Genomic DNA, 1,692 nt, shown 5'->3' with positions numbered 1-1,692 from the left:
TGACGGGGTATTCGCGGTGGCTTCAGGCGGTGCTGATCCCCAGCCGCCGGGCCGAGGATCTCTTCGCCGGCTGGTGGCAGCTGATCAAGCGGCTGGGTGCGGTGCCGCGGGTGCTGGTCTGGGACGGCGAGGGCGCGATCGGCCGGTGGCGTGGTGGGCGCAGTGAGCTGACGGCCGAGTGTCAGGCGTTTCGGGGCACGTTGGGCGCGAAAGTGGTCATCTGCCGGCCGGCCGACCCGGAGGCCAAGGGGCTGATTGAGCGGGCGCATGACTACCTGGAGCGCTCGTTTTTGCCGGGTCGCACCTTCGACGGCCCGGCGGGGTTCAACAGCCAGATGGCGGAGTGGCTGGCTGTGGTGAACTCCCGGCCCCGCCGGGCACTGGGGTGCGCCCCGACCGATCGGATCGTTGGTGATAAGGCCGCGATGCTCGCGCTGCCGCCGGTTGCGCCGGCCACCGGCTGGCGGTGTTCGACTCGTCTGCCGCGAGATCACTACATTCGGCTGGATTCCAACGATTATTCGGTGCACCCGAGCGTGATCGGCCGGCGGGTGGAGATCGTCGCCGATCTGGCGCGGGTGCGGGTGTGGTGCGACGGGAAGGTGGTGGCCGATCACGACCGGATCTGGGCCTGGCATCAAACGATCTCCGACCCGGACCACGTAACCGCAGCGAAGTCGTTGCGCCGCAACAGGATCGGCATGTTGCGGCCCGTACCGGAACCCGAGGTGGAGCAGCGGTGCCTGGCCGACTACGACGCCGCCCTCGGCCTCGACGGCGAGGGCGCCGATGGAGGGGTGGTGGCCTGATGTCCGCGACCCGAGCTACCACGAAGACAACAACCCCCCGGGATCTCACCGCTGAGATCGCGTTCTTGACCCGCGTGTTGAAGGCGCCCACCCTGCGGGAATCGGTCGACCGGCTCGCCGAGCGGGCCCGGGCGGAATCCTGGACGCACGAAGAGTTCCTCGTCGCCTGCCTGCAACGCGAGGTCTCCGCACGCGAGTCCCACGGTGGCGAGGGCCGCATCCGCGCCGCCCGTTTCCCCGCCCGCAAATCCCTGGAGGAGTTCGACTTCGACCACGCCCGCGGACTCAAACGCGACACCATCGCACACCTCGGAACGCTAGATTTCGTTGCCAGTAAAGAGAACGTGGTGTTCCTGGGCCCGCCGGGAACCGGCAAAACACACCTGGCGATCGGCCTGGCAATGCGAGCCTGTCAGGCCGGGCACCGAGTCTCCTTCGCCACCGCCGTCGAGTGGGTCGCCCGCCTCGCAGACGCCCACCACGCCGGCCGCCTCCAGCAAGAACTCGTGAAACTGGGCCGCATCCCACTGCTCGTGGTCGACGAGGTCGGCTACATCCCGTTCGAGCCCGAAGCCGCAAACCTGTTCTTCCAGCTCGTGTCCTCCCGCTACGAACGGGCGAGCTTGATCGTCACCAGCAACAAGGTCTTCGGCCGCTGGGGCGAGGTCTTCGGCGACGACGTCGTCGCTGCCGCCATGATCGACCGCCTCGTCCACCACGCCGAAGTCATCGCCCTCAAAGGCGACAGCTACCGGCTCAAGGACCGCGACCTCGGCCGCGTCCCCACCGCCGGCACAACCGAAGAATAAACACCAACCCACCAGGCACAAGGGGGTCAACATTCACATGCCGGAAAGGGGTCATGATCCAGCCGCCGTTGACA

At 67.7% G+C, this 1,692-nt stretch carries 2 protein-coding genes; both read left to right on the top strand.

The genetic code is table 11. The features are described 5' to 3' along the window. A partial coding sequence (locus tag AC07FN_RS45845) for a Mu transposase domain-containing protein (protein WP_478401375.1) occupies positions 1 to 809 on the top strand: 809 nt, incomplete at its 5' end. Next, positions 809 to 1,618, top strand: a complete 810-nt coding sequence (istB, locus tag AC07FN_RS45840) for an IS21-like element helper ATPase IstB (protein ID WP_478401374.1) — start codon at positions 809 to 811, stop codon at positions 1,616 to 1,618. The genes AC07FN_RS45845 and istB, both read left to right, overlap by 1 nt. Positions 1,619 to 1,692 lie beyond the last annotated feature (74 nt).

The sequence above is a fragment of the Saccharopolyspora sp. NPDC045941 genome (assembly GCF_056431445.1).
The sequence above is the reverse complement of the archived record's forward strand: the minus strand, read 5'-3'. Positions and strand labels throughout refer to the sequence as shown.